This window comes from Streptomyces sp. Y7, assembly GCF_043195415.1.
GTDB lineage: Bacteria > Actinomycetota > Actinomycetes > Streptomycetales > Streptomycetaceae > Streptomyces.
Genome location: NZ_JBIDDQ010000002.1, coordinates 272,989 through 287,415, shown reverse-complemented (window position 1 = coordinate 287,415; position 14,427 = coordinate 272,989). Strand labels below are relative to the sequence as shown.

10 protein-coding genes and 2 pseudogenes are annotated in these 14,427 nt (G+C 67.1%); 7 read left to right on the top strand and 5 right to left on the bottom strand.

Annotated features, from left to right (window positions below; genetic code table 11):
• Positions 1–139: 139 nt before the first annotated feature.
• On the bottom strand, positions 140–2,914 hold the full coding sequence (locus ACGFW6_RS07240; protein ID WP_393505575.1) for a glycosyl hydrolase: 2,775 nt from the start codon (positions 2,912–2,914) through the stop codon (positions 140–142).
• Positions 2,915–3,517: 603 nt separating this feature from the next.
• Here ACGFW6_RS07240 and ACGFW6_RS07235 point away from each other — a divergent pair.
• Both ACGFW6_RS07235 and ACGFW6_RS07230 read left to right on the top strand, forming a co-directional pair.
• Positions 3,518–3,814 (top strand): hypothetical protein, encoded by a 297-nt coding sequence (locus ACGFW6_RS07235; protein WP_393505573.1) that lies wholly within the window; start codon positions 3,518–3,520, stop codon positions 3,812–3,814.
• Positions 3,815–4,689: 875 nt separating this feature from the next.
• A pseudogene (locus ACGFW6_RS07230) lies at positions 4,690–4,902 on the top strand (IS5/IS1182 family transposase); the annotation flags it as partial.
• Positions 4,903–6,052: 1,150 nt separating this feature from the next.
• On the opposite strand, the gene ACGFW6_RS07225 reads toward ACGFW6_RS07230, so the two are convergent.
• Complete coding sequence (locus ACGFW6_RS07225; RefSeq protein WP_393505571.1) at positions 6,053–7,507, bottom strand: DUF1996 domain-containing protein; 1,455 nt, start codon at positions 7,505–7,507, stop codon at positions 6,053–6,055.
• A gap of 246 nt (positions 7,508–7,753) precedes the next feature.
• Here ACGFW6_RS07225 and ACGFW6_RS07220 point away from each other — a divergent pair, with 246 nt between their 5' ends.
• Positions 7,754–8,347, top strand: a complete 594-nt coding sequence (locus tag ACGFW6_RS07220) for a hypothetical protein (RefSeq protein WP_393505569.1) — start codon at positions 7,754–7,756, stop codon at positions 8,345–8,347.
• 197 nt (positions 8,348–8,544) lie between these two features.
• A complete protein-coding gene (locus ACGFW6_RS07215) occupies positions 8,545–9,102 on the top strand; it encodes a YcxB family protein (RefSeq protein WP_393505567.1) in 558 nt (185 codons plus the stop codon).
• A gap of 163 nt (positions 9,103–9,265) precedes the next feature.
• Here ACGFW6_RS07215 and ACGFW6_RS07210 read toward each other — a convergent pair whose 3' ends face one another.
• Together ACGFW6_RS07210 and ACGFW6_RS07205 are read right to left on the bottom strand one after the other, a co-directional pair.
• Positions 9,266–9,643 carry a transposase family protein gene (locus ACGFW6_RS07210; RefSeq protein WP_393505565.1) on the bottom strand — a complete coding sequence of 126 codons (378 nt, stop codon included), beginning with the start codon at positions 9,641–9,643 and terminating at the stop codon, positions 9,266–9,268.
• Between the two features lie 150 nt (positions 9,644–9,793).
• A pseudogene (locus tag ACGFW6_RS07205) lies at positions 9,794–10,156 on the bottom strand (VOC family protein); the annotation flags it as partial.
• Between ACGFW6_RS07205 and ACGFW6_RS07200 the strand changes: the two are divergent.
• The 3 genes from ACGFW6_RS07200 to ACGFW6_RS07190 all read left to right on the top strand — a co-directional run bounded on the left by ACGFW6_RS07200 (position 10,150) and on the right by ACGFW6_RS07190 (position 13,022).
• The gene (locus ACGFW6_RS07200) at positions 10,150–10,446 is read left to right on the top strand and encodes a hypothetical protein (protein WP_393505563.1); all 297 of its coding nucleotides are present in this window, start codon (positions 10,150–10,152) and stop codon (positions 10,444–10,446) included. The pseudogene ACGFW6_RS07205 and the gene ACGFW6_RS07200 overlap by 7 nt on opposite strands.
• A 971-nt stretch (positions 10,447–11,417) precedes the next feature.
• Positions 11,418–12,194, top strand: a complete 777-nt coding sequence (locus ACGFW6_RS07195; protein WP_393505562.1) for a hypothetical protein — start codon at positions 11,418–11,420, stop codon at positions 12,192–12,194.
• Positions 12,195–12,431: 237 nt separating this feature from the next.
• On the top strand, positions 12,432–13,022 hold the full coding sequence (locus ACGFW6_RS07190) for a hypothetical protein (RefSeq protein WP_393505560.1): 591 nt from the start codon (positions 12,432–12,434) through the stop codon (positions 13,020–13,022).
• 386 nt (positions 13,023–13,408) lie between these two features.
• Here the strand turns inward: ACGFW6_RS07190 and ACGFW6_RS07185 are convergent, their stop codons facing one another.
• The gene (locus ACGFW6_RS07185) at positions 13,409–14,011 is read right to left on the bottom strand and encodes a hypothetical protein (RefSeq protein WP_393505558.1); all 603 of its coding nucleotides are present in this window, start codon (positions 14,009–14,011) and stop codon (positions 13,409–13,411) included.
• Positions 14,012–14,427: the final 416 nt, after the last annotated feature.

Sequence of the window (14,427 nt, the reverse complement as noted above, 5' to 3'; positions counted from 1 at the left end):
GCGTCCGAGAGTCGAGGCTCGTTGGAGCGGAGCTCTCCTGAACGTCAGTGTTGCCGGGGAGAAGTGATCACCGCTCGAGGACGTCGCGGTGCGGCGGGCAATGGACTTGTGCCGTTGCCCGCCGCACGGTTCTCGCGGATCAGCTGAAGGGGATCACCAGCACGGACTTGTCCGTGCCCGTCTGCAGTCTGGCGGTGCCGTTGCCGATGGCGCTCCAGACTTCGAGGCGTACGGTTCCACCCTTGAGGTTGCCCAGGGTGCCCGTGGACGCCTTGAGGCCGCGGGTCTGCGTGTACTCCTCCCATCCTGCGACCGGGTCGGTGGCGAAGTAGTTGTAGGTCTCGGTCCGGTCGAAGGTGCCGTCACCGGTGAGGTCGTAGCTGACGCGCGCCTGTTGGCCGAGACCGACCGTGGTGCCGGCGTCCACCTGGAGCCGGAACGTGGTTCCGACGCCCTGGGTGAGCGTGCCGTTGACTCCGCGGACTTCGTAGACGAGCGGCTGGTTCGGGGTGCCGTCGTGGTTGGCGCCGCCCGCGGAGGCGATCGTGTCGCTGCCCAGGGTGCCGTCGGTCGACGTGGTCAGGACGCCACCGCTGCGCAGCTGGAAGCTGTTCCCGGTCGGCGGGTCGGGGTCGGGGTCGGGATCCTGCGACCCCGAACCGGTACCGGTCGCGGTGGAACGAGCCGGCACGGAAAGGGTCTTGCCGTCCGAGAAGGTGACGGTACGGGCCGACGATCCGTGGTTGTGGGCAACGTATGTGCGCGTCGACCCCTTGGTGAGGACGGCGGAGGTGGGTATGTCACCGGTCACCGTCGCGTCCGGGGCGCCGAGCGCGTCGAGGGTGTTGATCCAGTGATAGGTATGGGCCTTGGACTCTCCCTGTTCCGGGGTGTATCCGGCGTTACCCGCGTCCCACTTGGCCTTGGCCGTGGCCGGGTCGGCCAGGGACTGGAACTCCCAGAGAATGTCGCGCCATTCGACGGCCGGGCCCCCGTTCTCCCGTTCCATCTCCGCGATGTTGCGCCGTATGGCGGCCTTCTCACCGCCGAGGTGGAGTGATCCGCCGGTGACGGGCAGGACATTGATTCCGTGGATCTCCTCGGGGTTGGCGGTCCACCACGTGGCGTAGGCGGCGCCGCTGCCCCAGACCATGCCTGCCGTGTCGTGCCCGAACGAGGAGGGGAAGACCTGCTCGTCGGCGTCGAACCAGTACTGGGCTATCGATTCCGACTCGGTGGTCAGCAAGTAGGTGCCGAGGTCACGCAGCGAGGTGTCGCCGGTGGCCGAGCCCCACAGGACGAGGGCCGCGCTGAGGTTGGTGGACTCGGAGGAGGACTCCTGGTTGTTGCCGGCGGCGAAGCCCTGATGGCCGGACGCCCAGCTGTGGCCGGCGTAGACGTCGAAGCCGCGGAGGAAGGGGAAGGCGCTGTCGGTGCGGCTGGGGTTGGCGGTGTCCCGCACCAGGGTCTTGACCATGCTGCCCCATGCGGAGTCGGCGGCCCATCCCTGGTCGTACTGGGCGACGATCGCCGCCGCGTAGACGTAGTAGCTGTAGTGGAAGTGGTGGTCGTTGAGCTCGGTGTCGCTGCCGTAGGACGCGGGATAGCCGGTGAGGGTCTTCCAGTCCTGGTCGTAGCTGAACTCGTTGGCGCCGCCGGCCGTGAACCATTCCTGCAGCTTGCCCTTGATCAGGCCGAGAAGCCGGTCGCGGATACCGGTCTCACCGATCTGCTCGGCCACCGGTACGAGTTGGGCGAGGCGGCCGAGGGCTTTGCCGGTCCAGTACGTGTCGGTGGCCCCGGAGAAGGGGTCGGCGGCACTCACGACCTCGTTCAGATACCCGCGTAGCCGGGCCGCGTCCACACCGTCCGACTTCGGCAGGGCGGGCAGTACCGCAGCCGCCTTCTGGGTCGTGGTGAACGAGGTCGACTCGCGGACCTTCATGGTGCCGCGCGGTGAGACGTAGGTGTAGGAGGTGAGGGCGTCCGTGGTGTTCAGCCACTGATGGCGGTAGAGCGCCTGGAGTGCGCCCCGTTCGGTGCCTTCCTTCGCCTCTGTGGTGAGGGTGTAGGTGGCGTTCACGGTGCCACCGGTGTAGCTCCAGGTGACCTTGGAGTCGGTGACGAAGCTGTAGGCGTACTTCTTGAACGTCGCGAGCGCGTCGGTGTTGGGCAGTACGGCGACGGAGAAGTAGTCCTTGGAGCCGAGGCCGGTGGTGATGGTGGAGCCCGCCACGGTCCAGTCGCTGCCGGTCGGGGCGAAGAGGGCGTAGTGGTGCCCGCCGACGGTGATGCCGAGGACGTTCGTCTGGTCCGCGAAGACGGTGGGGGCGGCGGCGGTGGTGATCTGGGCGTTGCCGCCGGAGCCCCTCGCGTATACGAACGGGGAGCCGTGACCGATGGTGGTGCGCAGGGTGCGGGCACCGTCGGACCACAGGGGGGTGACGGTCCAGTCGGACCAGTCATCGGCCTTGGTGTCGGGGGAGTTGAGGCCGGTGAGTCCGATGGTGAGGTCGCGCTTGTGGGCGTACTCGTACTGTCGGCCGTCACCGACGATCGCGGGTGACGTCGGGTAGCCGACGTCGAGCCCGCCGGATGTGGCCTGGTAGGTGAGGGGGTGACCGTACATGGGGGTCGACCATGGATTGTCGCCGTAGCGCTGGAAGGCGAGGGAGGACCACCAGTCGTTGGTGGGCACGGGCCGGTTCCGGGCGGCGGTGGTCAGCTTGGGTGTGACGGGTGTTCCTGTGTTGGTGCTGGGGCCCGATGTGCCGGGAGGCCGGGTGTCGGAGTAGCTGCCGGAGCCTACGGGAACGGTGGCCGCGGCCGCCGGAACGGCCGCCGGGACCAGGCCGACGATGGTGAGCGCTGAGGCGAGAAGCAGTAGGACTGCCGGTCTGCGTGGGGATGGCATGCGCACCTCAAGTCTGCACAGGAGGGGAGTCTGAGAGCGCTCTCAGATGGCCGGAACGTAAAGCCTCTGTAATGCACGTGTCAATCCTTTGAACCTGCCCCGCGGTTGGCGAGGTGTGATGCCCGTTATGTCTTCGCCCCTTGATGGTGCGAGCTGGCGAGGTCGGTTTCCGACTCGTGCACCGGCGCTCAGGAGCTGCTTGGGTGCTCGTCGAAGGCCGGCGCGGGCGGGCCCCCGGCGCGGTGGGCCCTGCGGTGCGTCGCCTGCCTGTGTGCCCCTGAAGCGTTTTGCGGACGCTATGTGCCTTCCGGCTCGACGTCGGCCTCACGCTTGGCCGGAAGTCTTGGGCGCCGGCGCCGGCGCAGGCGCAGGCGCAGGCGGAGACAGGGGCCCGTGAGTCGTGGCGAGGCGCTCGCTCAGAGGGCAATGTCAGAAGGTAGTTGTCGAAGAAATCAGAACCGGCCGTTCGCCTGACGGTGCTCGCGGTAAATGAGAGCCCTCGGTGTGTCCCTGGGTGCATTTGGAGATTTCCTATTTCAATTCTCCGTGATCGTATGAAGTCGATCTCTCGCTGATCGACACCTCGTTCTCATCGGAGATGACATGCACAAGCTTCGTAAGGCCGCGCTCCTGGTCGTCGCCCTCGGCAGCGTCGGCGTCCTGAGCGCCGGTACCGCCACCGCCCAGGGTCTCGACGGCCACGGCGACAAGAAGGGCGGAAACAGCTACAGCGTCCTGCAGAGCAGCAACTGCAAGTCCCACGACCTGAACCTCGACATCCTCGGCCAGGTCGGCCTGCTCAATGGGCTGCTGGGCAACGGGCTCAACGGTGAAGGCGACGCCGGCGCGCAGAAGACGCACCTGGGCTCGACGATGGGTTGCAACAACAGCGCCTTCTAGACCCTGCCGGAAAGTCCTTGTCGGTTCCGGGCCCGGCCCGCGCGGATACGGGGACACTCGTCCCTGATCTCACCTCTGCGCAGGCTGGGCCCAACCGATAGTCGGCGTCGTGGGCGACAGTGATCTACCATCGGCGGCCGGCGCGTCGGAGTCAAAACGGCAATAGCCCATGCTGCGGAACGCGGTTCCGCGGCATTCCTGTACTGCAGGTTCCATCCGACGGTCGTCGTGCCCGGGCCGATGCGGACAGGGAGAGCACCCCACCCCCGATCGTTCCGCTGTTCCTCTCCGCCGCCAGCCGGCCATCAGGCAGGCCGGTGTAACCCTTGGTCATAAGCCGCGGGGCACCCCTACGTCCTAGATCCGCGTTGGGCGGGAGGCGAAGGAGCAGCGCACAGGGGAGGCTTCGCTCACTCACCGCCGGTCTCGTGACGGCGTTGGTCCCAGACCTCTACGATCACTCCACCCGAGCGGGGAATGTCAGCGATAGGGGGCGTAGTGATGGGGGCACTCAAGCGGGCATTTTGGGCAGTCGATCGCTGGTTTGGGGGTGATCGGCCGCCCCTGCGGCCAGGCGGGCGGTTCCTGCGCCATCCGGTGCTCTGTGGTCTCGTCGGCGCTCTCTTTTTCGGCGGCATCTGTGCTGTGGCCCTTGGGAGGGTGGACCTGCCGGTCGCCCTTTACAGCTTGGCAATGGCTGCGTTTTCAGGCCTTCTTGCCATCGGCGAACGGAAGCGCTTGGACCACTACGGCTATCCGTGGAGGAAGGCGCGCGACGACTGAAGAGATACGTCGGAGCCTCTGCTCAGGAGTGAGATGATCTTGGCGTGTCTGGCGTGATCTCGGCGTCGGAGCCCTCTTGGATAGCCCCGTTCATCCCGCACCGCCGCGAACGCGGCGAGGTTGAACTCCCGGCTTGTAAACAGGGACACAACGGCTCCCACCGCAAAGTCCGCGCCTGCGTCGAGCACACCGTCGCCCGGATGAGGTCCTGGAAGATCCTGCGTGACTGCCGCCTCAAAGGCGACGGCGCGCACCATGCCATGCTCGGCATCGCACGCCTGCACAACCTCGCCCTCGCCGGGTGACGAAGAAATCCAAGCTGCTCGAACGTACTCAGCCAGTCCACGCGCCCTTCCGTGCTGACCTCCGCGCAGAGCGGCCCGCGCGCGATGAGAGGCGCGGGCCGTGCTGTGCGCCGGGCGGAGTCAGGAGAAGACGACCGAGCGGAGCTTGAGGCGCTCGCTGCCGTATCCGGTGTGCGGTCGCAGGGAGAACCAGTCGCCCTCGCAGTCGGGCTCCGTGAAGACCACTGCGGTAGCGTCGGTCCGGTTGCGCGGAGAGTGGGCGGGCGAACTGGCCGCTGGGTTCGCCACCTCGGGCAGGGTGTGACACTCCCCGCTCGCCGGGTCGTCGAGCGTGGCGGTTCGGGGACTCCCGTCCACGGCGATGTACGTGTACGCGAATTGACCCTCGGCTGCGGAGGCCGACGTGGGCAGGCTGACGATCAGGGTCAGGGCACCCCGGCGGCGGCCAGGGCGGTACGGAAGCGCATGTGCGATCCTTTCAGAGAGCTACGACAAGCATCGAGGCGTGACTGCCCGTAGCCGGATCGATGGATGCCAGGCGTCACCCGAACGAAGGGGCGCCACCGGGGTCAGCACGGCGCGAGGGTGGCGTGCACCGACACGAGTGGTCAACGGCGTCGCGTTCACGGGGTTGACGCCTCACCCGGCCCTCCGGTCGAACGTCGGGACACTGGGCCAACTCGTCGCGCTGAGGGCTTCAGAACTCCGGCTGCCACGGCCCTCGCAGACCGCTACGCCGCGTCAGCGCGCTACGACGAGCAGTCCGTGCGAGCATCGCGCTCCAGCTTCCGTAGTGAACTGCCCAACGCTGCGCGCGTCGTGCTGGACGTGGGCGCCGGAACTGGAGTGCCGACCCGTGCCCCGCGGGAGACTGGATCGACGCTCTTCGCCGGATGTTCGAGCTGGCCTGGCAGCAGGCGACGCCAGGGCCCGTGGCCGCATGACGGTTGTGCCCCACTGGTGCCTGAGAACACCCCCTGGGCACCCGTCGACCCCTCCGCTTCCCTCGCGGACGCTGCGTTCTTCCCACGCTCGGTCCATGCGGCTCGGCTTTCACGGATGGATCAGCATGCGTTCGATCGGTGGCCGGCCCGGTGTCGTCCCGGACCGGCCGATGGACAGGCCGCAGGGTTCCTCGGCGGTCAGGTGATCACCGGCACGTGCGGCCGGTGTTGATGCACTGCACCATCCGGTTCATCAGGCGCTCGTCGAAGACGTTGATGAAGTCGCCGTGGTCCGTGATCGGCTTGTGCATCTGCTCGGGGAAGCCGTCCACCGCGTAGAACGGGCTGGACTTCCCATTGTCGGCGAGGCTGGGTGCGTCCACGTCGTAGATCAGGCGCTGGACCAGCTGGGGGATGGCCTTCATGCCGCTCGGGCAGGCGCCGGTCCTCGGGTCCGCGAACGCCACGTGCGAGCGGTGGTTGGCGCTGTCGGTGCTTCGGCCGTCCCAGCAGCTCTGGAACTTGGACGTACGCACCAGGCTGCTCCCTTGCGGGCAGGTCGGGTACTTGTCCGTGAGCTGCCGGTTCTCGAAGCCGGTGCAGCTCCACGAGGCGTTCGCGTTCGCGGTGCCGTTGGTGAAGGCCTTGGCGTCACCGGTGATGATCCGCAGGAACTTGGGCATCGCCACGACCTTGCCGCGCGGACTGCCGACGAAGTTCAAGGTGACCTTGGAGGCGGTCAGGATCGTGCCGGTGTTCCCCTCGGCGCCGCCGCCGAGCTCCTGGGCGTCGAACTCCTGCGCCCCGCCCTGCAGACGGAGCACCGGCCAGTAGTACGTGGACTTGTCGCCCTGGTTGCGGCAGCTGGTCGCGGCTGCGGCGAACTCCTCGTTGGTGGTGAACGCGTCGTTGTCCTGGTTGCCGACGTAGTCGTGCGTGTGGTGCGCGCCGTTGTCGACGCCGGGGGCGACGATGATGTTGTCGGAGTTGTAGAGCTTGTTCGCGTTGACGCCGCATCGGGTGGTGAAGGTTCCGACGGATGCGCCGCGCTGCTTGCGAGGACTCTTCACATTGGGCCGGACGGTGGTGATGTCCACGAAGTCTGCGGCTACGGGGCCGTTGCCGCCCTGGCTGGCAGCGTCGCCCTGCTCCTGCCCCTGTTCCTGCGCGGGCTGTTCGGCTCCGGTGGCGCGCAGGCTGCAGGTGGCGAGGGATTCGAGGCCCTGTGGGCTGGTGCCCGACCGGCCGATCGCGATCGTGATTCGGTCGATGGTCGCCACGCGCTTGTCCTTCAGCGGCGTCATGATCGCGTTGGTGGCGAAGTCGCTGTCCTGCTGGATGGCCTTGGTCGAACTTCGCAGTCGCTGATAGGCCTCGGCCACCTGTTTGTCGAGCAGCGCGAGTTCCTGGGCGACCTGCGCCCTGGCCTGGCCTGGGACCGAGGTCAGCTTGGCACCGACATCCGGGCAGCTGATGGTGGCCCCGCCGGACGGCACGGCCGACCCGTCGGTGGCGCTCTTCGTCGAGTTGCTGTTCGTGCTCTCGTGGGCGGAGGCGTACACGTTGACCGCGATCAGCCCTCCTGCTCCGAGAGCCAGGCCTGCCGTCGCGGCGATGACGCGATGTGTTGTCTTCGATCGCTTGCGGGTGTTGTGTCGCATGGGGCTCCTCTGGGGGTGGGGCGTCAGGTGCGCTGATGCCCTGGAGGGGCCAGAGTTGCGGGTGGTGTCGGTGTGAGGCCGGGTCTTTGGGCGTCGTGTCATGCCTACGTAAGAACTTGAGGCGCTCAGGGATGAGGCGTTCCCGGTCGCGCCTTACGGATGTCTTACGCGTGGCCGATGGGAGCCGCGCGGTGCGGGGTGCCTGCCTAGCGTGAGCCGATGCGATCCCTGCGTACCTTGCGTGTGATGGTTCTGGTGACCACGGCTCCGCTGCTGTTGGCGGTCGCCGGCTGGATGCACCCGCGGCATCTGACGTCGATGACGGCGGGCCACTGGGCCGTACTGCACATAGCCCTGCTGCCCGTCTTCCCCCTCCTCGTGCTCGGACTGGTGGTGCCCTTGTGGGGACGGCCGCGCCGTGACGCCGAGGGAGCGTTGACGGTGCTGTCCTGGGCCGGATGTCTCTGCTTTGCCGCGTACTACTCGGGCCTCGATGCGGTGGCCGGTATATCCGCCGGCGTCGTGGTGGACGGGGGAGTGCGAGGGGCGGCAGGTCGACTGTTCGTCACCGGCGATGAGTTGGGCCGGATCGGGGTGTACGGGCTGGCCGTGGCGTCGCTGGCCACCTGTGCCGTGCTCTTCCGTCGCCATGGTGTGCGGGTGCTGCCGGGCGCCGCGGTCCTGCTCGCCGCCTGCTGGTCGTTCGTCGACAGCCACATCTTCTGGCCGAGGGGCGTGTTCACCATGCTGGGCTTCGCCCTGGCGTTCGCCCTGCTGTCGGCGGCGTCGACCCGATCCGCCGAGGGCGTGCGGAAGTTGGCGCGGTCGGCGAAGCCCTGACGCCGGAGGGCTGCTGCGGACACGAACGCCGGCGAAGCAATTCCACGCCGGCGCTGGGGCCAGGTCCGCAGTCCACGCGCCGCGGCCGGACTCCTCGCGCCGTATCAGGCTCTCACCCGGCCGTGGCCCAGTACTTGCTTGAAGTGCGCCGACGCCGGCCCGGTACGATCCGCAGGTTGTCTTACCGGGGAGGGGTCATGGCCGAAGGTCACGAAAGCGCCGACAGCAGAGCGGAAAGAACCGCCGACGTCGTGGACGAGCAGGCGGTGGAGCTCGCGTACCGTCCAAAGCCCGCCGACACATTGGTCGGTCTACAGGTCCGCCAGCGGATCAAGCGGTGGGGCCTGCTGCTGAGAACCGTGTTCCTCGTACTGTGGGTGGGGCAGTGGCTGCTGGGCACCATCAACCGGGGCAGCGTCGACGTGGTCTCCACCGTTCTGTTCCTGTTCGTCGTCGCGGTGGTGGCCGGCTATCCCCGGCTGCAGGCCGCCCAGGTGCAGCGGCTCGTCGGGTGGCAGGGGGAGTACCGCACCGTCGTGTCCGCTGCCGGCATCACCACCAGCAGTGACCACAGCACGCTCATACAGAAGTGGTCGGTCCTGCAGGGCTATCGCGAGACGCGCGGTCACTTCGTGTTGCTGAGTCGGGATCCCAACATCATGTACATCGAGGTCATCCCGAAGCACGGATTGAGCACGCCCGACGACGTGGACCGGCTGCGTGCCCTCCTGGACCGCCACTCCACCCGCGTCTGACCTACGCCCACCTGCGAGCGTCCCGTACGGCCGCCCCCAGGATCGCAGGGCCCGGCAGAACCGTCGGCCCGCCGCGGGTGAGACGGCCGGGACCCTGCGGACGCTGTCCGGACCGCGGCCGATGACTACCAAATCTGGCGCAGACATTGAGCCCTTTCCGTCCTCAGTCCGAGTTGGCGAGGTGGAGGGTGAGGACGGCTCGGACGAGGCTCGTGATCCGGGTTGTCGAGCAGCGGAGCTTGCGCAGGAGTCGCCAGGACTTGAGGGTGGCGACGGCTTGTTCGACCAGTGCCCGGACCTTTGCATGGGCCCGGTTGACGGCCTGCTGACCGACGGAGAGGTCGGCCCATCGGCCGCGGTAGGGGAGGCGGACCGTGCCGCCTGCGCCCTGGTAGCCATTGCCTGCCCAACAGGGCGCCGGCCGGCCCGCGCTCAGACGCCGCCATCGGGTGCCGAGAGCGCGCCGACGTTCCCTCAGACGGACGGCGAGGAAGCGGAGGGCGGAGCTGGACACGTCGACGCCGGACGGGTAGACAAGCATGCGAAGCCTCTGGTGGAGACGGTTCTCTTGGTCGAAAACCCATCTACCAGGGGCTTCACTCCGATGTCAGGCCAACTGGCCGACTGCCGGGCAGGTTGAGCCCGTCGTTAACCACCGGTCTGGCACATGCGAACTCTGGACAGCATTTGGTCAGCTGGTTGCCCTGACAGGTGCGCTGCTGCGTCCGTGGGGTTGACCGCTGAGCTCGGCGTCCAGCGTCTCCTGTGCCACACGCATGGCCTCGGCATACACGGGGTCCTCCAGCCGCTTCCACATGTCGGACTCAGAGACGTCCTCAACACAGCTGACAACCCACCAGATGTTGCCGAAGGGGTCCTTGATGCGCCCTCCGCGCTGTCCGAAGGCATCATCCGCCAGAGCAGTGACAACCTGGCCACCGGCTTCGACGGCATGTGAGAACGTCTTGTCCGCGTCGGCGACGAATACGCGCAGAAGGCTCGGCATGGCGGGCCAGTCCGCGTGCCGGTCGAAGGCCAACACCACGGGTGTCCCCGACCAAGGACAGCCTGCATGGCTGGACGGTGGTGCCGTTCGCGCTCGTCGTGATCGTCGCGATCTTCTGGGGCCTGCCCTTCCTGTTCCTGGCGTCGCTGTACTCCGCCCGCAGCGCCTTCAACACCGCCCATGTCCACCCGATGCTGCCGCCGGTGGTCACCGGCGTACTGGTGTGGGTGCTCGCCCTCTTCCACCTGATCGGCAGTGGCATGCCCGCGGGTCCGCCGGTGGCGCAGTTCTGCTCCCTGCTCGGCGGCCCGCTGTCGGTGACCGCCGTCTCGGCGTGAGAGATGTGGCGGCTGCGCACCCGGTACGGCGTCACGGTCCGCGGCTGAGCCGAACCTCCGTCCCGTGAAGGCCGTGTGAGAGTTCCTCGCTGATCTGCGGGAGCCAGGTGTGAGGACGTGGGGTCCGTGGGGCCGGTGTTCGGATGCGGACGTTAGCGTGGAGCGGTGAGTGAGACGAAGACCCCCGCCCTCCAGTACCGCTTCGGCGGCCCGGAAGATGCCCCGGTCCTCATCCTGGGCCCCTCGCTCGGTACCACCTGGCACAGGTTGTAGAGACCGTCCACGGGCGTCCAACTGGTGCAGGGGGAGCGCATAAGTCCAGGTCAGGGCGTTGTGGCGTGAGGGCATCCACGGGGTTGGTGACAAACCTGTGATCGCGCGTGACCCGTGAGGAGCCCGGTCGGCTTGCTCCGAGGTGGGCCTGCGTAGACGAGGACCTGATACGACGACCCCGCCGGCCTGCTCCGGCGGGACGTCGTCGTGTAGTTGGTCAGGATGGATTAGGGCTGCAGCGGAGGCTCCGTTGTACTCCGGCTCGCCGCTCTCAAGCGCTCGGAGGAGCGAGGCGGTGACGACGCGGATAGTGCGGCCTATCGGCAGCACGCGGGAGGGGAACCCCCGCGGCGAACAAGGTCGTGGCTCTTCGGCCTGGACAAGCCGAACGCCTGGGCGGGGCTGGGCCTAGGCCGACGTAGAGACTCCGGATTCTGGCCGGGACTGGGCACGAGACCCACAATCAACGCAGGAAGATCGGGTGCTCGGCCTCGGCGAGGGCAGTTCGGGCTCCACAGCAGGCCGCGAGCGTGCGCAGCTGATGTACGGCCGGGGCCCTTTGCGGTACGGCCGCTGTGAGGAACGGACGGGTGGCGGCGGACGGTGGGCGCGGACTGGCGCTGTTTGCCTCGGCTGCGCCGAGGCGTGGTTCGTCGGTCCGGCGCTGTTGTCATTAGGTGGTGGCAGGATGCCCGGTCATGGGTGCGAGAGATGACAGTGATGAGGCGTACGTCGTCGGGCTGTGCAACCGGATCCTCGGGGAGAGCGCCCTGGCGCAGCACAAGTTCGACTGGCTGCTGGGAGATCCCGGAGCGGGTGGCCGGCGGGTCAAACTGCCGGTCGATGCCTACTGGCCGGGCCACCAACTCGTGGTCGAGTACCGCGAACTGCAGCATGACCAGCCGATGCCCCACTTCGACAAGCCGGACCGGCTGACCGTCAGCGGTGTCCACCGCGGCGAGCAGCGGGCCCTGTACGACGCCCGTCGCGACACGCAGATTCCCGCGCACGGGCTGCGTCTGGTCGTCATCCGCCCCGGGGACTTGGATGCGGACGGCCGTGGACGGCTGCGCCGCAACGAAGAGGCCGATCTGGCGGCACTGGCGAAGATCCTGACCCGTGGCAGTGACGAGGACCGGGTGACTGACACCTTCCGCACGTGGCTGCTGGCCGAAGGCTGGACACCGGTCGATCCCACGGACCGGTGGACCGACCTGGAAGCCGTGCGCGGAGAGGACCGGCTGATCTGCGAGGCCAAGGGCCGCACCAGCGAGAAGGGCATCGACGCCGACATCGCCTACGGTCAACTGCTGCGCCGCATGACGGGCCACGACCCGCGCACTCGCTACGCCCTCGTCGTGCCGTCCTCCTCCGTCAAGGCCGCCTCACGCGTGCCGGCCCATGTCCGGCAGCTCCTGCGGATCGAGGTGTATGAGGTGACGGCCGACAACCGGGTACTGCAGCTGACCGATTGACCGGCATCGGGTACCGCGTCGTCGTCCTCAGCTCCACCGCCTGCGTGTACTCCGGACCTCGCGCGTCGCGCCGGAGGTGGTCGCGATGGCGCGCAGGCGCCCGTGCGGTCCCTCGCCGTCGTCGTTTTTGATCACGATCAGATGACTGTCGCCGCGATCCAGGCAACCTCACAGCTCCTTCACCTGTCGAATGGACGCCATTCACGTTCGACGCCAGGGGTGGGACATGTGGCGTCCATGCTCGCCACCAAGGACATGGACTTCATGACGCCCACGGTCACGTTCAACAAACGGGCACAGACGGTGATGGTGACCGGGGGTCCGATCTCGCAGATTCCCGAGGAGCACCAGGAAGTGTTCCGCAGGGCCGGGGACATGGCAGCCTGCACCGCCCTCGCCCAGCACCTCAAGGACCACCCCACCACCTGGCCCTACGGACGCTTCTCCCCCTCATGGAAGAGCTTCGACGGCGATATCGAGCCGAGCATCCTCGGCTTCGGTGAGGCCACCGACGGGTGTTACACCGTGATCGCCGGGCAGTGGCAGGGAGACGAGGCCGGCATCGCGACCGCCGGGATACCCAGCAGCGACAGGGACGAGATCCGTGTCGCTGACGCCACCGACAGGGCCGTAACTGCCGCTTGGCAGGCCAGGATCGCCGAAGGCAACGGCCTGGAGCCCTTTGCCGCGAGCGACGCCATCGACCTCGGATTCGACCCGGTCGAGAAAGCCGCCTACGTGTGGGCCCAGGACACCGACGGAGTGCTCATGGGCCGCGCCCAGAGAACTTCCAAGACGCCGTGTCCAAAACCGTCTGCCAGAAGCTGACAGCCAGCAACGAGACCTGGAATTACACCCGCTGGTCCGTCGCCATCTACCAGGGAAACAGCCGCGTACCCGAACTCTTGGGCTCAGGTGAGTGCGCCCACTGAACCGTTCGGCTGACGAGCGACCGCCCCGGGGCTCCGGGCTGGAATCGTCGGTGGGGCGCAGCACGGGGCCGGGGAGATTACCCAGGGGCGAAGCGAGGGTGGGTGGACATCGGGATCAGTGCAGAGCATCGCATGGCGCGGGGCAGGGCGTACGACAGGCCACGGGCCTCGGTGCCCCGCCATTTGGGAACGCCGCCCGTCCGTGCCCTTGCCCGCCGCGTGAGCCTCCTCTGGGCACTCCTAGGCGGCCCTTCGGCGAAGGTGCACGCCTGGCTTTCTCCGTTATGTCAGGGAAGGTGTTGCTGCGCCGCTGGCCGTGTCCCCCACCTCGCCGGTGAAGGCCAGGATTCCGTACACACGGCACAACGGGTAGGAGTTCCTATCGCGGTTCGCGAAGTCATCCAACAATTGATATCCGGCACATAGGGCGACTTCATTACCTTGGTACGATTCCAGGTTAATTACCGCGGCCTCAAGCAGGCCAATCTCGTCGGCGAGCAGGGGGACATTCCGGCGCCCGTGGATTGAGGTGAATCCGGCTCGTGCATAAAGTAGCGGTATCAGACTGGACCCGCTGCCCCTGGCGATTGCCTCTTCATCTGCATCGCTCAACTCGGCAATTCGAGCATGGGCATGTTCAAGAATTTCTATGAGGGTGACTGCTTCCCGGATCGTGATTGCAATCGCGTCTGGGCTGATTGGCACCAAGGGTTCTTGAGGGTGTTCTCGTCGACGTCGGCGCATCGATCCACTCCCGGAAGGGTTTATGCGGGGGACTGAATGCCGCTTGGTGTCCAGCCGTTCCGCGCCCTTGTCGATAACGCAGGAGTCAAGCGTTTCTGAAGTGTAGCGCAAGCGCTTTCGCGGACTGACCTCGCCAGCCACTCCTTTACGTTAACTTGTCGTGATTTTACAAAAGGAGGATAAGCTGTCTGTCCGTCGCCGTTGTCTCCCGAGCGGCAGTATCGCTCTCGAGCGCCATACGAGTTGACAGGGGGCGGTCTCCAAGAGGTCGCCCTGCTCACTTCCTGGTCATCGCTTCTTGTTGCATCTCCCGCCTCGAACTAGTCGGCATCGCGGGAAATAGGCAATGAGAGACCGTCTTCGGGCTATAGCCCGAAGACGGTCTTCTTGGCGACTCAATCGAGGGTATCCGCTATTTGCGGACCTGCTCCGCTTTGCGTTGGCGTCGCCGCTCGCCGAAGGCGGTCAGAGTGAAAATCGCTCCGATCGCTATGGCGAACGGTATGGCCCCGATGGGCTCTCCGGTTGCCAGGATTTCTACGAGGTAGAACAGTGTC